We start from the raw sequence: 17,453 nt of genomic DNA, 5'->3' as shown, positions 1-17,453 counted from the left end.
CGTTAGTATGGGCGCACTTAAAAGTGCTTTGTTTAGCGATGTGGCTAAGGATTTTGTGGGAGAAATTGTAGTGGGGGTTTGGGCATTCTGGGGGTTTGGCGCTGGAGTTGGGTCTGCACCATAAAGACAGAGCGCACAAGCCAGCCAACCTAGCCATGCCTTGAAAATCCAAGCTTTCATACAAACCCCTTTTACTGACTTGAAACTCTGATTTTAGCACAAAAAGTCTTGTATGCCTTAGCCTAGTGGTGTAGACTTGTATTTAGGGTGATCTTGCGCACACTTCTTAGGGCAAGCATTTTCCCACTCTGACTCTCCTGTCTGAAATGTAATCCATGTAACCCTGAGAGCTCTCTGCCCTTGTAAAGACCATCGGGCTTGGGTACAAAATTGGGGTTGACTTTTTGCAATTCTTGAGCGCTCTTAGGACTGATTTCAAAAATAGTCCCGGCCAACACCCCAATCCCTGCGTCTACAATGCAAGCATCGCCCAAACTAATGCCTAGCACGCAGTTAGCCCCAAGCAGGCAATTTTTCCCAATGCTAATAGGCTCTTTATTACCCCCGCTAAGCACGCCTAGTACACTCGCTCCCCCGCCGATGTCTGTGCCTTCACCCACAATCACAGAGGAGCTAATGCGTCCCTCATTCATACAAGCCCCCTCCACGCCAGCATTGAAGTTAACATAACTGGCTCCAGGCATTTGGGTATAACCCCCCTTGCCCAAATACGCCCCAAAACGGGCTTTAGCTGTGTCTAATAGACGGATATTATCCGCTTGGGGTAAAACTTGCATCAGGTAACGGGGGAATTTATCCACAAAATCAATGCAGGGGTATCTATCTTGCATTTTGAGCGCAATTTCGTGTTCACGCAACCACTCTAGCTCATGAGGTGTATTGCCGCTCCAAGCTACATTGGGCAGTAGACCAAAGATTCCATCTAAATTCAGGCTACGCAAGGGGGCTTTGCCTAGAGAGAGAGCAAGCAATTTCATATAAGCACTCTCTAAACTAGCACAGGGCTTATCCGCATAGATCACCACCAAGTGGTAATTGTGGTGGTATTGTGTGGAAAAACGATTGGCGTGTTCCTTGGTAGAAAGCTCACAGCTAGGATCTACTTCCTGCACTAGTGGGGTATAGAGCCGTTCGCATTCCAAGGCCCTGGCCAGCTCCAGCACCACTTGGATATTCTTGTGGCTGTTCTTATTATGCAACACCTCTTGTAAAAAGGGGGCATAGAGTTCCAAGGCGCGGTGGATAAAGTTTTTATCAATCCCATAAACGGCTTCGCTGACTTTGTCCTCCTCTTGTGTGTATAGGGGGCTAGCATGTTTGATGGATTCCATAAATACGGCATACGATCCTAGGCATTCCTCGCCCCAGTTTAAAACGGGAAAAGTGGCGCACAATGGCTTAGCACTCTTTTGTCCGCGCGCGATTTTAGCAATCCCAAAGGCTAGTGGTTTCCTATAATGCGGAGAGTTTTGATAATCGCTAACGAATAGTTTAAATTTTTGCATGCATATCCTCTTGTTGTTGTTCTAAGGCTAAAGTCTGCACTTCAGCTACAAAGGTTTCTAAAAGTTGATCTTCGGGCAGTTTATGGATTACCTTGCCTTTTTTGATGATCAGCCCGCTTTTTTTACCAAAGGCAATGGCAATGTCGGCGTGTTTTGCCTCCCCTAGAGCGTTCACCACGCAACCCATCACGCTCACATCTAGGGGTGTTGTGATGTGGGCTAGGCGTTGTTCCACTTGGGACATCATCGCCACTAAATTAGATTCAATGCGCCCGCAAGTGGGGCAGGAGATAAAGGTAATGCCCTCTTTTTGCCGTCCACTGTAACGCAAGATCGCCTTAGCGACCCTAATCTCTTCCTCTAGCTCCCCCGTAATGGAGACACGCATGGTGTCCCCGATTCCCTCCCTGAGTAACTGTCCCAAAGCCATCGCGCTTTTAATGGTAGAATGAAATAAACTTCCTGCTTCAGTTACTCCCAAGTGGAAAGGATAGGGCACTAGGGGGCGCAGTTGTTGGTAGGCTAAAATTGTGCGTTCCACATCGCTAGCCTTTAAAGACACCTTGATATTGGTAAAACCAACATCCTCTAAGAGCTTGATATTGTAAAGGGCAGATTGCACCATCCCCTCAGGGGTTGCTCCATACTTTACTTCAAATTGCTTTTCTAAACTCCCCCCATTGACTCCAATGCGAATGGGTAAATTGCGCGCATCACATGCTTGAGCCACTGCTTTGATTTTCTCAGGCGCACCAATATTGCCCGGGTTGATGCGGATGCCATCCACACTCTCAGCTGCGATCAAGGCTAGGTGGTGGTGGAAGTGAATATCCGCCACTAAGGGCAGACTAGATACTCTTTTGAGTTCTTTTAGAGCATTGGCATCTTTTTTATGGCGCACGGCTACGCGCACCAAATCTGCCCCCGCTAACTTTAAACGATCGATTTGGGCTTTAGTGGCCTCAATGTCACAGGTCTGACTGAAAGCCATACTTTGGGTGCTAATTGGGGCATTACCCCCAATGCGTACAGGGCCAATAGCAATCTGCTTAGTAGGAAAACGAGGGTGCAAGGGCGTCCTTAATTTTTGGGGCATTATAGCTAATTTGCCCCTATAGTGGGTAAGATCTCTAAGACAAAGGTGCTAAAGCTATGGGCGTGGTAGGTGAGGGTATGGATAGTTCCCGTGCCTTCAAAATTGATACTGATAAGGAAAAACTGACGGATGTTCGTGTGCTCAAAGGGTTTGAGTTTATGGGCTAAATTCTCCAAAGTGGGGAATGCTAGAACCATGAAATAAAAGGTGGAGTCGTGATGCTTGGCGATTAAAAAGGGATGTTGGTAGTAAAGTTTGCCAAAATGGCGGATTAACTCTAAGATTACCATGTTTTCAAAGACGGGAGGTAGGGGGTGGGTGTGACTAAAGGCATAGGGGAGGGCAAAATCACAAAAATAGAGTTTGTGGGGCTTGGAGGGGGATTCAAGTGCAGGGATGAGAAAAATACTTTGGCTTTCTTGTAGAAAGTGCATGAAAGCATAAAAAGTGTCCTTAGAGAGTTTGAGTGTTTTTTTTAGCTGGGTGTAGAGGTGGTGAATCGTAACATTCAAGGCCTGGAAACGCAATAGGGCTTTGAAGAGAGGAAATTGTGCTCCCAGGAAAAGCGCATAAATCTCTTGTTTGCGACGGATTTTTTGCCATGCGCTCAAATTTAAGGTAGCAGGACTATTACCCTCCTTGAGAAAACGGCCAAAGAGGGCGTTAGGAGACTCCTTCTTTTGGCTACACACATACTCTTGAAAATTCAAGGGTAAAATTGCTTGCGCGCTAAAACCCTTTGGGATATTTGCGCGGGTAGACTGGATGAGAATAATGTGTTTTAGAGGCGGTAGAAATAAATCTGGAGGGCAGTGTTTGGCAATCAAAATATCCATTTTATTTTCTAAATGTAATTTCAGGAGGACTTCTTTAAGACAGTTAACCTCTAGGCGCGCATCGCTCCCATCTAGGTAAATGGGATATTTGAAAGAACGCGCCAAACTCAAGGCATGCATGCTCTTGCCCACTTTAGCGCTCCCATAGAACAAGACTTTAGAAGAAAGCCAGGGATAGGTTCTAGGTAGCAGCTCTTGTTGCACTGTGGCGTAGATAAAACTTTCTTGCAAAATCACATCTAGCATGGGCACACACTAACATACTTTCCTTGAGATAAGGAAAGTATCAATAGGCTTAAGTGCCTAAAAAGGGCTTGATACTTGACTATTATGTCATTTTTGCCTAGAATAAAAGCTTTTAATTTGACGCCCCTAAAGAGGAAAGGTTTATGGAAAAAATACGTTTAAAGCTTAAAGCTTACGATCATAGGGTCTTGGATCGATCTGTGGTGGCTATTGTAGAAGCAGTCAAACGATCTGGATCTGAGATTAGGGGTCCTATTCCCCTACCCACTAAAAACAGACGCTATACTGTCTTGCGTTCCCCTCATATTAATAAAGACTCGCGAGAGCAATTCGAGATTCGCATACATAGCCGTCTTATCGATATTATGTCGGCTACACCTGAAACCGTGGATAGCCTGATGAAGCTCGATCTAGCTCCCGAGGTAGATGTTGAAGTCACTTCTATGGAAGGCAAGTAGCACCACATTAAGATTTAAGGATTGATAATGGAGTATCTAGTTCAAAAGATCGGCATGAGTCGTGTCGTGGGGACAAATAGCATGGCAGTGACTTTGCTCAAGGTCTTAGAAAGCAAGGTGTGTACAATCTATGATAAACAGGTTTTAGTCGCCTATCCCTTGCACAAAACACATAATAAAGCCATTGCCGGTCAACAAAAAAAGTATAATCTGAGCAAAGAATTCAACCATTTTGCTACTCTTGATGCTCAGGTGGCAGAATTAGGCGATCTACCTTTAGAACCTTTGGAGAGCGCAAAGCAGATCAAGGCCACCTTTTGCACCAAAGGACGAGGCTTTAGTGGAGCGATGAAGCGCTGGAATTTTCAAGGTGGACCGGCAGCCCATGGGAGTCGTTTTCACCGCCGCTTGGGCTCTATTGGGAATAGAGAATGGCCCGGGCGTGTCCAAAAAGGTAAGAAAATGGCAGGGCATTATGGCAACGAGAAGGTAACCTGTCATAATGAGGTTCTCTCGTTTGATAAAGAGAGTAAAATCTTAGTTCTCAAAGGTTCTGTGGTGGGCTATGCTGGGGCCTATGGTAGGATCGCCATTAAGTAGGTAAAGGGAGAATATGAAAGCGAAGGTACTCAATCAGCAGTGCGAACAGGTGGGGGAATTAGACCTGCCTGCACGCTTTAAAGAAATTAAAGAACATAATTTATACTTGTATGTCAAGTATTATCGCGCCCAAGCCCGCGCCAACACCGCCAAAAGTAAAAACCGCGGTGAAGTGAGCGGAGGTGGGCGCAAACCTTGGAATCAAAAGGGCGGGGGGCGCGCTAGAGCTGGGAGCATCACTTCTCCCATTTTTGTAGGCGGGGGTGTGTCTCACGGGGCGACTAATGCGCGTAATTACGACCTCAAAATCAACAAAAAGCAAAAGAGGCTCGCCCTAGAATTCGCTTTGGGACAAAAAGCAAGTGCAGAAAAATTGCTTGTAGTAGACAAAGTGGACATCACCAGCCAAAAAACTAAGGACGCACACGCATTTTTGGCAAGTTTAAAACAAAGAGATGTGCTTGTGATTACCAAGCACTTACACGAACATAACTATTTGGCTTTTAGAAATCTAAGGAATTGTTATGTGGTGGAAACAAGCGAAGTGAACGCTTACCTTGTCGCGTCCTACAGCGCGGTGGTGGTGGAAAAAGCCGCGTTTGACACGCTTGTAACAGCTTAAAAGGAGAGTGCATGGCAGACATCACCGATATCAAATCTATCCTCTATACAGAAAAGTCCCTCTCAATGCAAGAGAGCGGGGTTATTGTGGTGCAAACCGCCATGGGTGTTAGCAAAAATCAGCTTAAGGCGATTTTTAAAGACTATTTTGGTTTTGTACCTTTGAAAATCAACGCACTCAGGCAACAGGGGAAGATCAAACGCTTTAGAGGCAGATTAGGACAGCGTGTTGGCACGAAGAAATTCTATGTCAAAGTTCCCAAAGATGCTAATATTACAGCGTTGAGCGCATAAGGATAGGACATGGCGATTAAAACTTATAAACCTTATACTCCCAGCCGTCGTTTTATGAGCGGTCTGGATTCTAAAGACATTAGCGCAAAACCCAGCGTCAAAAAGCTTTTAATCAAGCTACCCGCCCATGCAGGCAGAAACCACAGCGGTAAGATCACCAGCCGCCACAAAGAGGCCGGAGCTAAGAGGCTTTATCGCATCATCGATTTTAAGCGTAATAAATTCGGTGTAGAGGGCAAAGTAGCTAGCATCGAATACGATCCTTACCGCAACGCGCGTATTGCCTTAGTGGTTTATCCTGATGGCGATAAACGCTACATTCTACAACCCAGTGGTTTGAAAGTGGGTGATGCTATAGTGGCTGCCGAAGAGGGCTTAGACATTAAAGTGGGTTTTGCCATGAAACTTCGAAGTATTCCCATTGGGACCATTGTACACAATATCGAAATGCACCCAGGTGCAGGTGGACAGCTGGCTAGGAGTGCGGGCATGAGTGCCCAAATCATGGGCAGAGAGGGCAAATACACCATCTTGAGAATGCCCAGTGCGGAGATGCGCTATATCTTGAGCGAATGCATGGCAACCATTGGCGTAGTGGGGAATGAAGATTTTATCAATACGAGTATTGGTAAAGCGGGACGCAACCGCTACAAGCGTGTGCGGCCTCAAACACGCGGAAGTGCAATGAATCCGGTGGATCACCCGCATGGGGGCGGTGAGGGCAAAACAGGTTCTAGTGGCCATCCGGTTTCTCCGTGGGGATTGCCCGCTAAGGGTTATAAGACTAGGCGCAAGAAAGCCAGTGATCGCCTGATCATTTCACGAAAGAAAGGTAAATAGCAATGGGAAGGTCGATTAAAAAAGGTCCCTTTATTGATAAACATCTCATGGATAAGACACTCAAGCATAAGGCTAAGAAAGATAATAAGCCTATCAAAACTTGGTCGCGCCGTAGCACCATTTTACCCGAAATGATTGGGTTAACTTATAGTGTGCACAATGGACGGATTTTTATCCCTGTTTATATCACTGAAAACCATGTCGGTTACAAGCTGGGCGAGTTTGCCCCCACGAGAACCTTTAAAGGGCACAAGGGCACGGTGCAAAAGAAGATAGGTAAATAGACATGGTAGAACAATACATAAAGGAATGCAAATGAGCACGGCGTTACTCAGATATAGTAGGCTCTCTCCCACAAAGGCGAGATTGCTAGCCAGGCAAGTGCAGGGCATGAATGCAGAGGTGGCAATTGCCAGACTGGAGTTCACGCCCAATAAGGCCGCTCGTGTCCTCTCACGGGTAATCAGTGCAGCCGTTTACAATGGCGGGCATGATTCTAAATCCGTGTCTGTGTTAAGTTGCCGTGTAGATGCAGGTCCTGTGCTCAAGCGCCATATGCCCCGCGCTAGAGGTAGAGCCACAGCTATTAGAAAGCCCACATCTCACATTTTAGTCAAAGTGGGCAAGAAAGGAGGGAGCAACTAAATGGGTCAAAAGGTCAATCCAATTGGTTTGAGACTGGGAATTAATAGAAATTGGGCATCTAGGTGGTTCCCTGGAGCACAGGACACGGTGCAGAATATTCAGGAGGATCATCGTATCCGTAAATTTCTCAAGAAAGAGCTCTATTACGCAGGGGTGAGCGAGATCGTTATCGAGCGGGCTGCCAAGAAATTGCGCATCACGGTGGTGGCTGCAAGGCCAGGACTTATCATTGGCAAAAAGGGCGTGGATATCGAGAAAATTAAACTCTCCCTGAAAGACTTGATCAAGAAAGAAATTTCCGTCAATATCAAAGAGGTCAAGCGCCCGCAGGCGGATGCGCAGCTAGCTGCCGAAAATGTGGCGACTCAGTTGGAAAAACGGGTGGCTTTCAGACGCGCTATGAAAAAAGTTATGCAGACAGCGATGAAATCTGGGGCGCGTGGCATTAAGGTGCGTGTGTCAGGACGACTAGCTGGAGCTGAGATCGCGCGCACAGAGTGGTATATGGAAGGGCGCGTGCCTTTGCACACTCTACGGGCCAAAATTGATTATGGTTTTGCAGAGGCCATGACGGTCTATGGAATCATCGGGGTAAAGGTGTGGATATTTAAGGGTGAAGTGCTCCAAAAAGGGATCCAAACCGACAAGCGCGAAGAAGAGAATGAAGAGAGAGCACCTAGAGGGCGTGCTAGAAGAGGGAGAGAATAGCCATGTTAATGCCTAAGAAGACAAAATACCGTAAACAGATGAAGGGCAGGAATCGGGGAAAATCTGCGCGTGGAGTCAAGCTAGCCTTTGGGGATATTGGGATCAAGGCCGTTGAACATGGGCGTATCGATTCGCGTCAAATCGAGGCCGCACGGGTCGCCATGACTCGTCATATCAAAAGGGCAGGGAAAGTGTGGATTCGAGTCTTTCCCGATAAGCCTTTGACTGCCAAACCCTTAGAAACCCGTATGGGTAAGGGGAAGGGCTCTGTGGAAAAATGGGTGATGAATATTAAGCCTGGACGCATTGTCTATGAAATGTTAGGGATTGAGGAAGGTTTGGCTAGAGCAGCTTTGAGCTTAGCCCAACGCAAGTTACCCTTTAGAACAAAAATTGTAACTAGAGAGAGTGAAAATGAAATTTACTGAATTGAGTGGGAAGGACAGAAAGGAGTTGGCGAAGATGCTCAAAGATAAAAAGCTGGAGCTCTTCGAACTACGTGTGAAGCTCAAGACGATGCAACTCACTAATCCTAACGAAATTAGAAAGGTCAGAAAGGACATTGCGCGCATCAGCACGGCTTTGTCTGCCCTAAATCATGCATTGGTTGAGGAAAGGTAGAGCATGGAAACCAAACAGCCCCATAAGCGCCTTATTCAGGGTAAGGTAGTCAATAAAATTGATGCGTGTAGCGCGGTGATCCTAGTAGAGAGAAAGGTATTGCATAAAAAATACCGCAAGATTGTCAAACGCTTTAAGAAGTATACCATTGATGATCGTCAGAATGTCGTTCAGGTGGGAGATTTTGTAAGCGCTATCGAGTGTAAACCTGTATCTAAGACGAAAACTTTTGCTCTGAAAGAGATCTTAGTGAAGGGAGTTTCATGATACAGAGTTTTAGCAGATTGGTTGTAGCGGATAATAGTGGGGGCAAGGAGATCATGTGTATCAAGGTTTTGGGGGGAAGCCATAAACGCTATGCAAGTGTAGGCGATGTCATCGTGGCTTCTGTCAAAAAGGCCATTCCCAATGGAAAAGTCAAAAAGGGGCAGGTTGTGAAGGCCGTGATTGTGCGCACGAAAAAAGAGGTGCAGCGTCCCAATGGTTCTCTGATTCGCTTTGATGATAACGCTGCTGTAATCCTAGATGCCAAACGCGACCCAGTGGGCACACGCATTTTTGGACCTGTGAGTCGGGAAGTGCGTTATGCGAATTTCATGAAGATTATCTCACTGGCTCCGGAGGTCCTTTAATGAAGTGCAAGATTAAGAAAGATGACATGGTGAAAGTCATTGCAGGGGACGATAAAGGCAAGGTGGGCAAGGTGTTAGCTGTTTTCCCTAAGAAGTCCATGCTGTTAGTGGAGGGTTGCAAGCTCGCTAAAAAAGCCATTAAGCCCACAGATGATAATCCCAAGGGTGGGCATGTTCTCAAAGAAATGCCTATCCATGTCTCTAATGTCAAGAAAGAGAAGGAGTGAGCGCGATGGATGGCTTGAAAAACTTCTATGAAAAGGAAGTGAAGAAGAAATTGGCAGAGGAATTAGGAATCAAAAATCCGATGTTATTGCCTAAGCTTGAAAAAGTTGTGCTCAGTGTGGGCGCGGGGGATTACGCTAAAGACGCTAAGATCATGCAAAACATCGCCCAAACTCTCTCACTCATTGCCGGACAAAAGGCAGTAATCACCAAGGCAAAAAAGTCTGTAGCAGGGTTTAAAATCCGCGAGAACATGGCAGTAGGCGTGAAGGTAACACTCAGAAATAAGATTATGTTTAACTTTTTAGAAAAGTTAATTGTGATTGCACTGCCAAGAGTAAAGGACTTCAGGGGGGTTTCCAGAAATGGATTTGATGGGCGGGGGAATTATGGTTTCGGTTTGAACGAACAGTTGATCTTTCCTGAGGTGGTCTATGATGATATCATGGTTACCCACGGACTCAACATCGCTATTATCACTTCTACAAATAACGATAAGGAGGCATTTAAGTTGCTAGAATTGCTCGGAATGCCCTTTGCAAAAGGGCGCTAATGGCTAAGAAATCAATGATCGCAAAAGCCCACAGAAAGGCAAAATTCAAGGCACGGGCATACACTCGTTGCAATATCTGTGGGAGGCCCCATTCTGTCTATAAGGACTTTGGTTTGTGCCGAGTATGCTTAAGGAAAATGGGTAATGAGGGTTTAATCCCTGGTCTTAGAAAAGCTAGTTGGTAAGGGGCACACATGGTCAATGATATTGTCGCAGATTCTCTGACACGCATTCGGAATGCAAGCATGCGCCGTTTGGAGGTTACAGAGCTTTACTATGCTAAAATCGTGGTGTCTATCTTGGAGATTTTTAAGAATCGTGGATTTATCGCCAATTACCAAGTGGTGCAAAGGGAAGGGAAAAACTTTATCTCTGTAGAATTAGCCTACGATGACAAGGGGCGTGCGGTCATCAGTGAAATCAAACGATTGAGCAAACCTGGGCGTAGACTTTACAAGCAAGCATCTGAGCTCAGACGCTTTAAGAATGGATATGGGGTGGTTGTGGTCAGCACTTCTAAGGGTGTGATCACTAATGAGGAAGCTTACAAGCAAAATGTAGGCGGTGAGGTGCTTTGCAGCATTTGGTAGGAGTGTGGCATGTCAAGAATTGGTAAGAGGGCGATCAAAATCCCTAGTGGAGTGCAGGTGAGTGTTGAGGGAAGTAACTTGCATTTTAAAAACAGCAAAACAAGTCAGGTGCTGGAGACACACGGGCGTGTTAACATTGTGCTAGAAGGCGATTCTCTGCGCTTTGAACCTGTTGGAGAGGGGGCGCAGAGTCGCGCATTCTGGGGGACTTACAATGCTTTAGCAAACAATATTGTGGTGGGACTGGATAAGGGATTTAGCAAGGTCTTGGAAATTAATGGGGTGGGTTATAAGGCGGCTCTAGGACATAAAGTTTTAGAACTCAGCTTGGGATTTAGTCACCCAGTGAAGCACCCCATCCCTGAGGGTGTGGAAGTGGTTGTGGATAAAAACACCATCACACTCAAGGGGAGTAATAAGCAACAGCTTGGACAGCTTGCCGCAGATATCCGTGCTTACAGACCTCCTGAACCCTACAAAGGCAAGGGTATTAAATACAGTGATGAAATTATTTTGCGCAAAGCTGGCAAGACTGCTAAAAAGTAAGGAACGAGTATGACACAAAGTGTTTTAGAAAAGAAAAAGCTCCAGAGAGCTAAGCGCAAGATGCGCGTGCGCTCTAAAGTTTTTGGCACACAGGAGCGTCCCCGTGTGAGCATTTTTAGATCCAATAAGCACCTCTATGCTCAAGCCATTGATGATAACGCACATGCGACTTTGGCGCATGTGGATGGTAAAAAATTAGGACTGGGGAAAAATGTAGAGGATAGTAAGAAACTCGCGTTGATCTTTGCAGAAAGTCTTAAGAAAAAGGGCATAGACAGGGTGGTATATGATCGTAATGGATATTTATATCATGGAGTGGTGGCTACCTTTGCAGAAACTCTGCGCGAACAAGAGATTGCGCTTTAAGGATGGGCATGGAGATCAATAGAGAAGAGTTTTCAGAAGTTGTGGTGAATATTGGACGGGTTACCAAGGTAGTGAAAGGTGGACGGCGTTTCCGTTTTAACGCTTTGGTGGTTGTGGGCAATAAAAATGGCCTTGTGGGCTTTGGCTTGGGCAAAGCTAAGGAGGTCCCCGATGCGATCAAGAAGGCCATTGACGACGCGTTTAAAAACATCATTGAGGTCAAGATCAAGGGCACGACTATTGCCCATGACATTGAGTGCAAATACAATGCGAGTCGCATTTTGCTCAAACCCGCTTCAGAGGGAACAGGTGTCATTGCCGGAGGGTCCACGCGCCCTATGATCGAATTAGCCGGTATTAAGGATATTTTAACGAAATCCTTAGGGTCTAACAACCCCTATAATGTGGTGCGTGCCACCTTTGATGCGCTCTCTAAAATCAAAGGATAGGAGTTTTTATGACATTGGAAAAATTAAGCCCAGCTAAGGGTAGTGTCAAACACACGAAGCGAGTGGGCCGTGGGCAGGGCTCTGGTATGGGTAAAACCGCCACTAGAGGAGGCAAGGGGCAGACCGCACGCACGGGTTACAAACAGAAACGCGGTTTTGAGGGAGGGCAACAGCCCCTGCAACGCCGTTTACCTAAAGTGGGTTTTAGAAGCCGCACTAAGGGAGTGGTGTACGCAATCAATGTGGAAAAGCATAAAGAGGTTTTTGAGTTGGAAACTTTGAGTTTGGAGCTCATTAAAAAAGTGCATCCCTTCCCCTCCTATATTGAGAAAATTAAGCTCATTGGAGCAGGGGCTAAAAATTTAGCATCCAAGATTCAAGATGAGAGAATTCGCACCAGCGGACAAGAATAATGACCAAGGCGATTGCGACCAAAATTTTTATTACTCTGGGGTATTTGTTTCTCTATAGGGTGCTAGCTTACATCCCCATTCCCGGGGTAGATCTGGCTGCCATCAAATCCTTTTTTGATAGCAATTCTAGCAATGCATTAGGTCTCTTCAATATGTTTAGCGGGAACGCGGTCTCTCGCTTGAGTATTATTTCTCTAGGAATCATGCCTTATATCACAGCTTCCATTATTATGGAGCTTTTGAGCGCGACTTTCCCTAACTTGGCCAAGATGAAAAAGGAGCGCGATGGTATGCAGAAATACATGCAAATCGTGCGCTATGCTACCATTGGAATCACCATCATTCAGGCGATCAGCGTTTCTTTTGGCTTGCGTAGCATTGGGCATGGTCCTAATGGGGCGATCATGGTTTCTATGCAAACTTTTTTAATTTTGGCCACCTTTTCCATGCTTACGGGCACAATGCTCTTGATGTGGATTGGCGAGCAGATCACCCAAAGAGGCGTGGGTAATGGGATCAGCCTCATTATCTTTGCGGGCATCGTCTCTGGCATTCCTTCAGCCATTGCAGGGACTTTTAATTTGGTGAATACGGGTGTGATCAACATCTTAGTTTTGATTGGGATTGTGGTGATCATCCTGGCAACTATCTTTGCAATTATCTATGTAGAGTTAGCTGAACGACGCATTCCTATCTCTTACGCCCGTAAAGTGATGATGCAAAATCAAAACAAACGCATCATGAACTACATCCCCATTAAGTTAAACCTAAGCGGGGTGATCCCCCCTATCTTTGCCTCTGCCTTGCTAGTTTTTCCCTCTACCATTTTGCAAGCCTCCTCTAATAAGATTTTGCAAGCCATTGCGGATTTTCTCAACCCACACGGCTACGCTTACAATATTTTAATGTTCCTTCTCATTATCTTTTTTGCTTACTTCTACTCTTCCATTGTCTTTAACGCTAAAGATATTGCCGATAACCTCAAGCGTAATGGCGGGTTTATTGCGGGACTTAGACCGGGCGAGGGAACTTCAAACTTCTTAAACACCGTGGCGAGTCGCTTGACTTTTTGGGGCTCTTTGTATTTGGCTATTATCTCCACTTTGCCCTGGATTTTGGTCAAGGCAATGGGTGTGCCTTTTTATTTTGGGGGCACGGCGGTGCTCATTGTGGTGCAAGTGGCTATTGACACCATGAAAAAGATCGAAGCACAGGTGTATATGAGCAAGTATAAAACCTTGAGCGCAGTGGGCTTTTGATGGCAATCGCCATCCGTAATTCTAAAGAGATCGAGGCTTTACGCAGGGCGGGGGCTGTGGTCGGGCAGACTCTCAGATTGCTGAGTGAAAAAATCCAAGTAGGCATGAGTTTGTTAGAATTGGATGCTTTGGCCGAAGAGCATATCCATAAGCTCAATGCCAAGCCTGCTTTTAAAGGGCTTTATGGTTTCCCTAATACACTTTGCACTTCGCTCAATGAAGTTGCCATCCATGGCATTCCCACGGATTATCGACTGCAGAGCGGAGATATTGTAGGTTTAGATTTAGGGGCGCAAATGCAAGGGTGGTTTGGTGATGGGGCGATCACTCTAGGAGTGGGGGAGGTTAGCCTCCAAGATCAAGCCTTGATTGCCTGCGCTAAGGACGCTCTTCATGAGGGGATTGCTTGCCTAGAAGTGGGGATGCGCTTTAAAGAGGTGAGCCATATTTTAGAAACCCTCATTAGGCAAAAGGGCTTTGTGCCTTTAAAAAAATTTTGTGGGCATGGGATTGGGCGTAGCCCCCATGAAGAGCCCTCTATTCCTAACTACCTAGAGCCTTCCAGCAGGCCTAATAGTGGCCCTAAAATTAAAGAGGGCATGGTGTTTTGTATAGAGCCTATGATCTGCCAAAAACAGGGTGAACCTAGAATCTTAGCAGACAAATGGAGCGTGGTGTCTGTGGATGGCTTGCGCACCAGTCATTACGAACACACTATCGCGATGGTGGGTAAAAGAGCGCAAATTTTAACGGAGGCTTGATGGCAAAAGATGATGTGATAGAAGTAGATGGAAAGGTGATTGAGTGTTTACCCAATGCCACTTTCAAAGTGGAATTAGACAATAAGCATGTCGTGCTGTGCCGCATTTCTGGGAAAATGCGCATGCACTATATCCGCATTGCACTAGGTGATCGGGTGCGCTTGGAGCTCACGCCTTATAGTTTGGATAAGGGGCGAATCACCTTCCGCTACAAGTGATTAAGTTAGTTCTAACTTAAGATGGTTAGAATAAGGGTTTTGCTTAAGATAAGGAGAGAAGATGAAAGTTAGACCCTCTGTAAAGAAGATGTGTGATAAATGTAAAGTGATCAAAAGACGGGGTGTGATTCGCGTGATCTGCACCACTCCTAAACATAAACAAAGACAAGGATAGACATGGCAAGGATTGCAGGGGTTGATTTACCCAAGAAGAAACGCATAGAATATGCTTTGACCTACATCTATGGAATAGGCTTAAAAAGCTCCAGGGATATCTTGCACAAGGTGGGAATTTCTTTGGATAAACGCGTTCACGAATTAGGTGAAGATGAAGTATCTAGCATCACCAAAGAAATCCAGGCTAACTACATAGTAGAGGGAGATTTACGCAAAAAAGTGCAGATGGATATTAAAGCGTTGATGGATTTGGGGAGTTATCGGGGTATTCGACATCGTAAGGGCTTGCCCGTGCGGGGTCAAACCACTAAGAACAACGCGCGCACCCGTAAGGGTAAAAAGAAAACCGTAGGTAGCAAGTAAGGAGAGCGCATGGCTAAACGAACCGGCATTAAAAAGAAAATTGTTAAGAAAAATATCGCGCGGGGTGTTGTCTACATCGCTGCCTCCTTCAACAATACTAACATCACCGTTACAGACGAGATGGGCAATGTCATCTGTTGGGCGACTGCAGGAGGCTTAGGGTTTAGAGGGTCTAAGAAATCTACTCCCTACGCTGCCCAACAAGCTGTAGAGAGTGCGATGAGTAAAGCTAAAGAGCATGGCATTAAAGAAGTGGGGATTAAGGTGCAAGGTCCGGGGAGTGGGCGCGAAACCGCTATTAAGAGTGTGGGGAGCATTGAGGGGATCAAAGTGCTTTGGATCAAGGACATCACACCTTTGCCCCATAATGGTTGCCGTCCTCCCAAAAGAAGAAGAGTGTAAGGAGCAGCTATGGCAAGATATAGAGGTGCAGTTGAAAAATTAGAACGCCGTTTTGGGATTTCTTTATTTCTTAAGGGTGAGCGCCGTTTGAGTGGCAAGAGCGCGTTGGATAAGCGCGCCTATGGTCCCGGACAGCATGGACAAAGACGGGGTAAGATTTCAGACTATGGCTTGCAGTTACGCGAAAAACAAAAAGCCAAAGCAATGTATGGCATCTCTGAAAAACAATTCCGCTCTATTTTTAGAGAAGCCAACCGCATGGAAGGCAATACGGGGGAAAATTTGGTGCGTCTTTTAGAGAGGCGTTTGGACAATGTGGTCTATCGTATGGGCTTTGCAACCACGCGCTCTTTTGCGCGCCAGCTGGTAACACATGGGCATATTTTAGTCGATGGCAAACGCATGGACATCCCTTCTGCCTTTATTAAGAGTGGGCAAAAGATCGAGGTTAAGGAAAAAAGCAAGGAAAACCCCCAAATCACACGTGCGGTGGAACTCACTAATCAGGTAGGGATCGTGCCTTGGATTGATGTAGACAAGGATAAGAAGTTTGGCATCTTCACCCGCTATCCTGAGAGAGACGAGGTAAGCTTACCTCTTGAAGAGAGATTGATTGTCGAGCTCTATTCTAAATAGTAGGGGATTGCATGAAAGTGATTAAAGTAGCTCCACAAGTGCCTATGGACATCAGCGTGGAGAAAATTAACGACAGGCATATCAAAGTGTGTGTGTCTGCCTTTGAAGCGGGTTATGCCATTACCCTAGCCCACCCCTTAAGACGGCTCTTGCTCTTAAGCTCTGTAGGCTATGCGCCCATTGGAATCAAGATCGAAGGGGTTGCTCACGAATTTGATTCTCTGCGTGGGGTCTCTGAAGATGTGGCTCTATTCATTGCTAATCTCAAAAATATCCGCTTGGTAGGCAAGCATTTGGACAATGCCCAGAACGATCAAGTGATGGTTCACTACGCTTTTAAGGGTCCTGCCAAATTAAGCGGAAGGGATTTAGAGAACGAAGAGATCAGTGTGATCGACCATGATGCCTATTTAGCTACGATTAACGAGGATGTGAACTTAGAGTTTTCTCTCATCGTGCAAAAGGGCATGGGCTATGTGCCTTCTGAGAGCATTCGAGGTTACATTGCGAGTGATTACATCCCCCTAGATGCCTATTTCACTCCCATTAAAAAAGTGGTTTACAATATTGAAAACATGCTCGTAGATGGTAATCCCAATTTTGAAAAACTCGTTTTTGAAATTGAAAGTGATGGGCAGGTAGACCCTCAGCGCGCCTTTCAAGAGGCGATCAGAACCATGAACGCCCAAATGCACATCTTTAACACCAATATCGCCGATTACAAAGGCAGCGCCCATCTAGAAGAAGGCTTGGAGAGGGATTTGTTGATGGAAATTGAGGGGCTGAATTTGAGCGCGAGGTGTTTTAATTGCTTAGATAAAATCGGGCTTAAGTATGTGGGCGAGTTAGTGCTTATGGACGCTTATGAGCTCAAAAATATTAAAAATCTTGGCAAGAAATCCTATGATGAAATCGCTGAAAAACTAGAGGGGCTAGGCTACCCTGTAGGTTCTGAAATTTCGACGGAGTTTAAGGCATCTTTGCAAGCCAAATTAGACAAATTAAAGAATGAGGAGCATTAATGCGACACCAGAATCGTTTTAGAAAATTGGGACGCACCAGCGCGCACAGAAAGGCCCTGCTCAAAAATCTCGCCATTTCTCTGATCGCACATGGGAAGATTCAAACGGGAATTTTCAAGGCTAAAGAATTACAGTCCTATGTTGAAAAGCTCGTGAGTATGGCTAGAAAGGGTGATTTTAACGCACATCGCTATGTGTTTTCTTATCTACAAGATAAATACGCCACCCATAAGCTAGTGACTGAATTAGCCCCCAAATACGCGGCACGCAATGGGGGTTATACCAGCATCCACAGAGTAGCCATTAGAAGAGGAGATGCCTCTATCCTAGCCTCCATCGCCTTTGTCTAG

33 protein-coding genes are annotated in these 17,453 nt (G+C 45.8%); 29 read left to right on the top strand and 4 right to left on the bottom strand.

The features are described 5' to 3' along the window. The 4 genes from KCO92_RS05080 to KCO92_RS05065 all read right to left on the bottom strand — a co-directional run. Nucleotides 1–180, bottom strand: a 180-nt coding sequence (locus KCO92_RS05080) for a hypothetical protein (protein ID WP_210647457.1), incomplete at its 3' end; no start/stop codon positions are given. A gap of 62 nt (nt 181–242) precedes the next feature. Next, the gene (locus KCO92_RS05075) at nt 243–1,526 is read right to left on the bottom strand and encodes a 2,3,4,5-tetrahydropyridine-2,6-carboxylate N-succinyltransferase (protein ID WP_104695386.1); all 1,284 of its coding nucleotides are present in this window, start codon (nt 1,524–1,526) and stop codon (nt 243–245) included. After that, entirely contained in the window at nt 1,513–2,622 is a 1,110-nt protein-coding gene (gene ispG, locus KCO92_RS05070; protein ID WP_104695387.1) for a flavodoxin-dependent (E)-4-hydroxy-3-methylbut-2-enyl-diphosphate synthase, read from the bottom strand. The genes KCO92_RS05075 and ispG overlap by 14 nt, the downstream gene beginning before the upstream one ends. Before the next feature lie 5 nt (nt 2,623–2,627). Beyond that, a complete protein-coding gene (locus KCO92_RS05065; protein ID WP_104695388.1) occupies nt 2,628–3,704 on the bottom strand; it encodes an ATP-binding protein in 1,077 nt (358 codons plus the stop codon). 143 nt (nt 3,705–3,847) lie between these two features. Here KCO92_RS05065 and rpsJ point away from each other — a divergent pair, with 143 nt between their 5' ends. From rpsJ to rplQ, 29 genes are all read left to right on the top strand, one after another. After that, nucleotides 3,848–4,162, top strand: a complete 315-nt coding sequence (rpsJ, locus tag KCO92_RS05060; protein WP_104695389.1) for a 30S ribosomal protein S10 — start codon at nt 3,848–3,850, stop codon at nt 4,160–4,162. A 27-nt stretch (nt 4,163–4,189) separates the two neighbouring features. After that, entirely contained in the window at nt 4,190–4,762 is a 573-nt protein-coding gene (rplC, locus tag KCO92_RS05055) for a 50S ribosomal protein L3 (RefSeq protein ID WP_104695390.1), read from the top strand. A 13-nt stretch (nt 4,763–4,775) separates the two neighbouring features. Then, nucleotides 4,776–5,384 carry a 50S ribosomal protein L4 gene (gene rplD / locus KCO92_RS05050; protein ID WP_104695391.1) on the top strand — a complete coding sequence of 203 codons (609 nt, stop codon included), beginning with the start codon at nt 4,776–4,778 and terminating at the stop codon, nt 5,382–5,384. 11 nt (nt 5,385–5,395) lie between these two features. Further along, the gene (locus tag KCO92_RS05045) at nt 5,396–5,677 is read left to right on the top strand and encodes a 50S ribosomal protein L23 (protein WP_104695392.1); all 282 of its coding nucleotides are present in this window, start codon (nt 5,396–5,398) and stop codon (nt 5,675–5,677) included. Between the two features lie 9 nt (nt 5,678–5,686). Continuing rightward, nucleotides 5,687–6,517 carry a 50S ribosomal protein L2 gene (rplB, locus tag KCO92_RS05040; protein WP_104695393.1) on the top strand — a complete coding sequence of 277 codons (831 nt, stop codon included), beginning with the start codon at nt 5,687–5,689 and terminating at the stop codon, nt 6,515–6,517. Nucleotides 6,518–6,519: 2 nt separating this feature from the next. Beyond that, nucleotides 6,520–6,801 (top strand): 30S ribosomal protein S19, encoded by a 282-nt coding sequence (gene rpsS, locus KCO92_RS05035; RefSeq protein ID WP_013469775.1) that lies wholly within the window; start codon nt 6,520–6,522, stop codon nt 6,799–6,801. Between the two features lie 31 nt (nt 6,802–6,832). After that, nucleotides 6,833–7,162: a 50S ribosomal protein L22 gene (gene rplV, locus KCO92_RS05030; RefSeq protein WP_104695394.1), complete on the top strand. Its 330-nt coding sequence runs from the start codon at nt 6,833–6,835 to the stop codon at nt 7,160–7,162. Then, complete coding sequence (gene rpsC, locus KCO92_RS05025; RefSeq protein ID WP_104695395.1) at nt 7,163–7,870, top strand: 30S ribosomal protein S3; 708 nt, start codon at nt 7,163–7,165, stop codon at nt 7,868–7,870. It abuts the gene before it with no gap. A 2-nt stretch (nt 7,871–7,872) separates the two neighbouring features. Continuing rightward, the gene (gene rplP, locus KCO92_RS05020) at nt 7,873–8,298 is read left to right on the top strand and encodes a 50S ribosomal protein L16 (RefSeq protein ID WP_104695396.1); all 426 of its coding nucleotides are present in this window, start codon (nt 7,873–7,875) and stop codon (nt 8,296–8,298) included. After that, entirely contained in the window at nt 8,285–8,491 is a 207-nt protein-coding gene (gene rpmC / locus KCO92_RS05015; protein ID WP_104695397.1) for a 50S ribosomal protein L29, read from the top strand. Before rplP ends, rpmC begins: the two co-directional genes overlap by 14 nt. A gap of 3 nt (nt 8,492–8,494) precedes the next feature. Beyond that, nucleotides 8,495–8,758 carry a 30S ribosomal protein S17 gene (rpsQ, locus tag KCO92_RS05010; protein WP_104695398.1) on the top strand — a complete coding sequence of 88 codons (264 nt, stop codon included), beginning with the start codon at nt 8,495–8,497 and terminating at the stop codon, nt 8,756–8,758. Further along, nucleotides 8,755–9,123 carry a 50S ribosomal protein L14 gene (rplN, locus tag KCO92_RS05005; protein WP_104695399.1) on the top strand — a complete coding sequence of 123 codons (369 nt, stop codon included), beginning with the start codon at nt 8,755–8,757 and terminating at the stop codon, nt 9,121–9,123. Before rpsQ ends, rplN begins: the two co-directional genes overlap by 4 nt. Next, nucleotides 9,123–9,350, top strand: coding sequence for a 50S ribosomal protein L24 (gene rplX / locus KCO92_RS05000; RefSeq protein WP_104695400.1), 228 nt, complete (start codon nt 9,123–9,125; stop codon nt 9,348–9,350). The genes rplN and rplX overlap by 1 nt, the downstream gene beginning before the upstream one ends. A 5-nt stretch (nt 9,351–9,355) precedes the next feature. Then, entirely contained in the window at nt 9,356–9,901 is a 546-nt protein-coding gene (gene rplE / locus KCO92_RS04995; protein ID WP_104695433.1) for a 50S ribosomal protein L5, read from the top strand. Further along, the gene (locus KCO92_RS04990; protein ID WP_104695401.1) at nt 9,901–10,086 is read left to right on the top strand and encodes a type Z 30S ribosomal protein S14; all 186 of its coding nucleotides are present in this window, start codon (nt 9,901–9,903) and stop codon (nt 10,084–10,086) included. Before rplE ends, KCO92_RS04990 begins: the two co-directional genes overlap by 1 nt. 9 nt (nt 10,087–10,095) lie before the next feature. Further along, nucleotides 10,096–10,491, top strand: a complete 396-nt coding sequence (gene rpsH, locus KCO92_RS04985; protein WP_104695402.1) for a 30S ribosomal protein S8 — start codon at nt 10,096–10,098, stop codon at nt 10,489–10,491. Nucleotides 10,492–10,500: 9 nt separating this feature from the next. Next, nucleotides 10,501–11,037, top strand: a complete 537-nt coding sequence (gene rplF / locus KCO92_RS04980; protein WP_104695403.1) for a 50S ribosomal protein L6 — start codon at nt 10,501–10,503, stop codon at nt 11,035–11,037. A 9-nt stretch (nt 11,038–11,046) separates the two neighbouring features. Beyond that, complete coding sequence (gene rplR / locus KCO92_RS04975; RefSeq protein WP_104695404.1) at nt 11,047–11,403, top strand: 50S ribosomal protein L18; 357 nt, start codon at nt 11,047–11,049, stop codon at nt 11,401–11,403. 8 nt (nt 11,404–11,411) lie between these two features. Then, the gene (rpsE, locus tag KCO92_RS04970; RefSeq protein ID WP_013469763.1) at nt 11,412–11,852 is read left to right on the top strand and encodes a 30S ribosomal protein S5; all 441 of its coding nucleotides are present in this window, start codon (nt 11,412–11,414) and stop codon (nt 11,850–11,852) included. Nucleotides 11,853–11,860: 8 nt separating this feature from the next. Further along, on the top strand, nt 11,861–12,265 hold the full coding sequence (gene rplO / locus KCO92_RS04965; protein ID WP_104695405.1) for a 50S ribosomal protein L15: 405 nt from the start codon (nt 11,861–11,863) through the stop codon (nt 12,263–12,265). Further along, nucleotides 12,265–13,524 carry a preprotein translocase subunit SecY gene (gene secY / locus KCO92_RS04960; RefSeq protein ID WP_104695406.1) on the top strand — a complete coding sequence of 420 codons (1,260 nt, stop codon included), beginning with the start codon at nt 12,265–12,267 and terminating at the stop codon, nt 13,522–13,524. Before rplO ends, secY begins: the two co-directional genes overlap by 1 nt. Continuing rightward, a complete protein-coding gene (gene map, locus KCO92_RS04955; RefSeq protein ID WP_104695407.1) occupies nt 13,524–14,285 on the top strand; it encodes a type I methionyl aminopeptidase in 762 nt (253 codons plus the stop codon). Before secY ends, map begins: the two co-directional genes overlap by 1 nt. Then, nucleotides 14,285–14,503 (top strand): translation initiation factor IF-1, encoded by a 219-nt coding sequence (gene infA, locus KCO92_RS04950; protein WP_013469759.1) that lies wholly within the window; start codon nt 14,285–14,287, stop codon nt 14,501–14,503. Before map ends, infA begins: the two co-directional genes overlap by 1 nt. 61 nt (nt 14,504–14,564) lie before the next feature. Next, a complete protein-coding gene (gene rpmJ, locus KCO92_RS04945) occupies nt 14,565–14,678 on the top strand; it encodes a 50S ribosomal protein L36 (protein ID WP_013469758.1) in 114 nt (37 codons plus the stop codon). Between the two features lie 2 nt (nt 14,679–14,680). Continuing rightward, nucleotides 14,681–15,043 (top strand): 30S ribosomal protein S13, encoded by a 363-nt coding sequence (rpsM, locus tag KCO92_RS04940; RefSeq protein WP_104695408.1) that lies wholly within the window; start codon nt 14,681–14,683, stop codon nt 15,041–15,043. 9 nt (nt 15,044–15,052) lie between these two features. Then, nucleotides 15,053–15,445, top strand: coding sequence for a 30S ribosomal protein S11 (gene rpsK, locus KCO92_RS04935; RefSeq protein ID WP_104695409.1), 393 nt, complete (start codon nt 15,053–15,055; stop codon nt 15,443–15,445). A 9-nt stretch (nt 15,446–15,454) separates the two neighbouring features. Beyond that, a complete protein-coding gene (gene rpsD, locus KCO92_RS04930) occupies nt 15,455–16,081 on the top strand; it encodes a 30S ribosomal protein S4 (RefSeq protein WP_104695410.1) in 627 nt (208 codons plus the stop codon). An 11-nt stretch (nt 16,082–16,092) separates the two neighbouring features. After that, a complete protein-coding gene (locus KCO92_RS04925; protein WP_104695411.1) occupies nt 16,093–17,103 on the top strand; it encodes a DNA-directed RNA polymerase subunit alpha in 1,011 nt (336 codons plus the stop codon). Next, a complete protein-coding gene (rplQ, locus tag KCO92_RS04920) occupies nt 17,103–17,453 on the top strand; it encodes a 50S ribosomal protein L17 (protein ID WP_104695412.1) in 351 nt (116 codons plus the stop codon). Before KCO92_RS04925 ends, rplQ begins: the two co-directional genes overlap by 1 nt.

It is taken from the genome of Helicobacter salomonis, assembly GCF_017979425.1.
Taxonomy (GTDB): Bacteria; Campylobacterota; Campylobacteria; order Campylobacterales; family Helicobacteraceae; genus Helicobacter; species Helicobacter salomonis.
Note: the sequence above shows the minus strand (reverse complement) of the source record. Positions and strands in the feature narration are given on the sequence as shown.

What these genes read in the sequence shown, in the direction of transcription:
- KCO92_RS04990 (WP_104695401.1), top strand. Translation starts at nt 9,901, where the DNA reads ATGGCTAAGAAATCAATGATCGCAAAAGCCCACAGAAAGGCAAAATTC.
- rplR (WP_104695404.1), top strand. Translation starts at nt 11,047, where the DNA reads ATGACACAAAGTGTTTTAGAAAAGAAAAAGCTCCAGAGAGCTAAGCGC.
- rpsM (WP_104695408.1), top strand. Translation starts at nt 14,681, where the DNA reads ATGGCAAGGATTGCAGGGGTTGATTTACCCAAGAAGAAACGCATAGAA.
- rpmC (WP_104695397.1), top strand. Translation starts at nt 8,285, where the DNA reads ATGAAATTTACTGAATTGAGTGGGAAGGACAGAAAGGAGTTGGCGAAG.
- rplO (WP_104695405.1), top strand. Translation starts at nt 11,861, where the DNA reads ATGACATTGGAAAAATTAAGCCCAGCTAAGGGTAGTGTCAAACACACG.
- rpsK (WP_104695409.1), top strand. Translation starts at nt 15,053, where the DNA reads ATGGCTAAACGAACCGGCATTAAAAAGAAAATTGTTAAGAAAAATATC.
- rpsD (WP_104695410.1), top strand. Translation starts at nt 15,455, where the DNA reads ATGGCAAGATATAGAGGTGCAGTTGAAAAATTAGAACGCCGTTTTGGG.
- KCO92_RS05075 (WP_104695386.1), bottom strand. Translation starts at nt 1,526, where the DNA reads ATGCAAAAATTTAAACTATTCGTTAGCGATTATCAAAACTCTCCGCAT.
- rplC (WP_104695390.1), top strand. Translation starts at nt 4,190, where the DNA reads ATGGAGTATCTAGTTCAAAAGATCGGCATGAGTCGTGTCGTGGGGACA.
- rplB (WP_104695393.1), top strand. Translation starts at nt 5,687, where the DNA reads ATGGCGATTAAAACTTATAAACCTTATACTCCCAGCCGTCGTTTTATG.
- infA (WP_013469759.1), top strand. Translation starts at nt 14,285, where the DNA reads ATGGCAAAAGATGATGTGATAGAAGTAGATGGAAAGGTGATTGAGTGT.
- rplX (WP_104695400.1), top strand. Translation starts at nt 9,123, where the DNA reads ATGAAGTGCAAGATTAAGAAAGATGACATGGTGAAAGTCATTGCAGGG.
- rpsJ (WP_104695389.1), top strand. Translation starts at nt 3,848, where the DNA reads ATGGAAAAAATACGTTTAAAGCTTAAAGCTTACGATCATAGGGTCTTG.
- rplQ (WP_104695412.1), top strand. Translation starts at nt 17,103, where the DNA reads ATGCGACACCAGAATCGTTTTAGAAAATTGGGACGCACCAGCGCGCAC.
- rplV (WP_104695394.1), top strand. Translation starts at nt 6,833, where the DNA reads ATGAGCACGGCGTTACTCAGATATAGTAGGCTCTCTCCCACAAAGGCG.
- secY (WP_104695406.1), top strand. Translation starts at nt 12,265, where the DNA reads ATGACCAAGGCGATTGCGACCAAAATTTTTATTACTCTGGGGTATTTG.
- rplF (WP_104695403.1), top strand. Translation starts at nt 10,501, where the DNA reads ATGTCAAGAATTGGTAAGAGGGCGATCAAAATCCCTAGTGGAGTGCAG.
- rplN (WP_104695399.1), top strand. Translation starts at nt 8,755, where the DNA reads ATGATACAGAGTTTTAGCAGATTGGTTGTAGCGGATAATAGTGGGGGC.
- rplD (WP_104695391.1), top strand. Translation starts at nt 4,776, where the DNA reads ATGAAAGCGAAGGTACTCAATCAGCAGTGCGAACAGGTGGGGGAATTA.
- rpsC (WP_104695395.1), top strand. Translation starts at nt 7,163, where the DNA reads ATGGGTCAAAAGGTCAATCCAATTGGTTTGAGACTGGGAATTAATAGA.
- rpsE (WP_013469763.1), top strand. Translation starts at nt 11,412, where the DNA reads ATGGAGATCAATAGAGAAGAGTTTTCAGAAGTTGTGGTGAATATTGGA.
- rpsS (WP_013469775.1), top strand. Translation starts at nt 6,520, where the DNA reads ATGGGAAGGTCGATTAAAAAAGGTCCCTTTATTGATAAACATCTCATG.
- rplE (WP_104695433.1), top strand. Translation starts at nt 9,356, where the DNA reads ATGGATGGCTTGAAAAACTTCTATGAAAAGGAAGTGAAGAAGAAATTG.
- KCO92_RS05045 (WP_104695392.1), top strand. Translation starts at nt 5,396, where the DNA reads ATGGCAGACATCACCGATATCAAATCTATCCTCTATACAGAAAAGTCC.
- rpmJ (WP_013469758.1), top strand. Translation starts at nt 14,565, where the DNA reads ATGAAAGTTAGACCCTCTGTAAAGAAGATGTGTGATAAATGTAAAGTG.
- KCO92_RS04925 (WP_104695411.1), top strand. Translation starts at nt 16,093, where the DNA reads ATGAAAGTGATTAAAGTAGCTCCACAAGTGCCTATGGACATCAGCGTG.
- map (WP_104695407.1), top strand. Translation starts at nt 13,524, where the DNA reads ATGGCAATCGCCATCCGTAATTCTAAAGAGATCGAGGCTTTACGCAGG.
- ispG (WP_104695387.1), bottom strand. Translation starts at nt 2,622, where the DNA reads ATGCCCCAAAAATTAAGGACGCCCTTGCACCCTCGTTTTCCTACTAAG.
- rpsQ (WP_104695398.1), top strand. Translation starts at nt 8,495, where the DNA reads ATGGAAACCAAACAGCCCCATAAGCGCCTTATTCAGGGTAAGGTAGTC.
- rpsH (WP_104695402.1), top strand. Translation starts at nt 10,096, where the DNA reads ATGGTCAATGATATTGTCGCAGATTCTCTGACACGCATTCGGAATGCA.
- rplP (WP_104695396.1), top strand. Translation starts at nt 7,873, where the DNA reads ATGTTAATGCCTAAGAAGACAAAATACCGTAAACAGATGAAGGGCAGG.
- KCO92_RS05065 (WP_104695388.1), bottom strand. Translation starts at nt 3,704, where the DNA reads ATGCTAGATGTGATTTTGCAAGAAAGTTTTATCTACGCCACAGTGCAA.